We start from the raw sequence: 1,806 nt of genomic DNA on the forward strand, positions 1-1,806 counted from the left end.
GTGCCGCCCGTCCCGCCGCTGCCGCCGTTGTTGGTCGTGCCCGATCCGCCGGACGCCGCGGGCGAGGAATTGTCGTCGCCACCGCCGCAAGCGGTCAGCGCCAGGCAGGTCAATGCAATCAGTGCAACGGCTTTCATCGGGATCACCTTCGGAACGAACAGGACGAACGCAGCCGGTGCGCGCGCATCGTGCCGCACGCACCGCCCCTCACGAATCGGACATCAGGAATCAAGGCAATCGGCCGGCGGCCCTCGCCGGCCCGGCGACGTCAGTTGACCTGCAGCTGGCCACCGCGGCCCAGCCCGCCCTTGACGTCCTGCGCCTTGTAGCTGCGCAGCGCGACGACCATCTTGTTGTACGCATCGATGAACGCGACGACCGTCGCCTTGCCTTCCGGCGTCGACGAGAAACCCGCCAGCGCACCCCCCACGCCGCCGCCGAACCCACCCAGCGCCGCGCCGTAGTTGGTCGCCGTCGAGCTGCCCTCCGACGCCGCGATCTGCACCGCCGAGCGCACGTCGAACAGCGTCAGCGTCACGACCGACGCCTTCGTCTGCAGGTGGCCCGCCACCGCCGCCACCGCGCTGTTGCCGATCAGCCCGCCGATCATGCTGCCGATCCCGCCGATCGGCGAATCGTTGATCACGATCTGCGGCTCCATGTAGTAGTCGGCCGCGACACGCTGGCCCTTCTGCTGCTTCGAGCCCGCGCGGTATTCGCCCGAGTTGCGCTGCAGCTGCGTGATGCGCGACAGGCGCGCGTCGCTCTTCTGGTTGCCGATCGACGTGATCACGAAGCAGTTCGACTGCTGCACCGCCAGGCGCAGCAGCGGGTCGATCGTGGTCATCTTGGTCGCGCTGCCGAACGGGCCCCACCAGTCGGCATTGCGGCCGTCGTCGACCGCGATCGTGCCGAGCGGCGACGTGCAGCGCTGCAGTTGCGAATCGGCGCCGGCGCTCGCGCCGCCAGCCGCGGCGCCCGTCACGCCGGCGTTCTGCCCGCCGGGCGTCACCACGCCGCCGCAACCCGCGACGGACGCGCCAAGCGCTGCAACCAGCGCACCTTGAGTGAGACGTTGGAGAAGGTTGGTCTTCATTGTCGTTGTCGATCGATTAGAGTCGTTGTTCGGCTTATGCGTCCGTGCGAACTTCGATAAGCCCCCCGGCGTGGCGCGCGATGGTGGTCTCCCCGCGGCTGCCCCCGTTGCTCGATGCCCGGTCAGTAGTACCAGTACGTCTGCTGCCAGACGCCGTAGTACGGATAGCCCGAGTACCAGTAGCCGTAATAGACGTCACGCCATTGCGTGCGCCATTTCCAGTCTTCCTCGTCTTCCTTCTTGGCCTGGCGCGCGAGATCGAGCAGCTTTTTCGATTCCTTGTCGCCGCGGCCGGCCGCGATCGACAGCCACTTCTCCGCTTCGCGCGCATCCGAGCCCATTTCCTCGAGGCCGAACAGGTAGAAACTGCCGAGCGCCTTCTGCGCGTTCAGGTCGCCGCGTTCGGCGGCCTCGCGCATCCACTTGAGCGCCTGGTAGCTGTCCTGGCGCACGCCGTCGCCGCGGAAATAGCGCAGGCCGAGGTCGTAGGCGGCCTTCGGCTGGGTCTTCGCGGTCTGCCTGAGCGCGGCGATGCGCGGCTCTTCGCGGTCTTCCGCCTCGTCCCTTTTTTGATAGGAGACCTGATCTTTAGGGCGATCGGAACAACCTGTGTCGTCGCAGATCCGTACCGTGCCGGCAGTCACCGACGGATCCTGCGCGCACGCGGCCAACAGCAACAGCAGCCCCGGTGCGAGTAAACGGCGATACAT

At 67.3% G+C, this 1,806-nt stretch carries 2 protein-coding genes and 1 pseudogene; all 3 read right to left on the bottom strand.

From position 1 onward, the window contains the following. A pseudogene (locus H0X90_RS35960) lies at positions 1-197 on the bottom strand (hypothetical protein); the annotation flags it as partial. A 71-nt stretch (positions 198-268) separates the two neighbouring features. Next, positions 269-1,096, bottom strand: coding sequence for a hypothetical protein (locus H0X90_RS35240; RefSeq protein ID WP_006498538.1), 828 nt, complete (start codon positions 1,094-1,096; stop codon positions 269-271). Between the two features lie 122 nt (positions 1,097-1,218). After that, a partial coding sequence (locus H0X90_RS35245; protein ID WP_077189253.1) for a tetratricopeptide repeat protein occupies positions 1,219-1,806 on the bottom strand: 588 nt, incomplete at its 5' end.

It is taken from the genome of Burkholderia sp. 9775_39, from assembly GCF_015712225.1.
Taxonomy (GTDB): domain Bacteria; phylum Pseudomonadota; class Gammaproteobacteria; order Burkholderiales; family Burkholderiaceae; genus Burkholderia; species Burkholderia cenocepacia.